1 protein-coding gene is annotated in these 565 nt (G+C 38.2%); it reads left to right on the forward strand.

The genetic code is table 11. The features are described from left to right. Nucleotides 1-26: 26 nt before the first annotated feature. Nucleotides 27-565 (forward strand): hypothetical protein (locus tag ACFINZ_RS11910; RefSeq protein WP_375701636.1); only part of this gene is annotated, 539 nt, incomplete at its 3' end.

Raw genomic sequence — 565 nt, forward strand, 5'->3', positions numbered from 1 at the left:
AAATCTATTTATAAAGGAATTGTGCTATGCAAAAAAAGTTTGCACTCACAAATGAGACACGTGTATTTAATAATCAAACTCTTTATCGCATCCAAGCATTAAGGGATTTTGACGATGTTAAGGCTGGTGCCTTGGGTGGTTTTATTGAAAGTGAAAACAACCTCTCGCATGATGGCAATTGCTGGGTCTATGATAATGCTCTTGTTTTAAATCCTGCCCATATTTATGAAAATGCCAAGGTTTTTAATAAGGCTATTATAATGGGCTTTGTTTATGGCAATGCTCATGTATGTGATTGTGCCCGCGTTTATGCAAATGCTCATGTTTATGACAATGCGCATCTTTCTTATAATGCTTGGGTTTATCATCAGGCGCGGGTTTATGGAAATGCAAAATTATCAGGAAATGCTCGTATTCATAGCAAGGCGGTAGTTTATGATCATGCTGTTATCAGTGGCGCTGCTAAAATTTATGGCAAGGTTTATGGGAATGCTAGCGTGGGTGGGTATGTTAAGGTCTATGGTTCTGTTTATGGGAATGCAAAAGTGACTGGTTATCACACCAT

This window comes from Bartonella sp. AA81SXKL, from assembly GCF_042196945.1.
In the GTDB taxonomy this organism is placed as follows: domain Bacteria; phylum Pseudomonadota; class Alphaproteobacteria; order Rhizobiales; family Rhizobiaceae; genus Bartonella.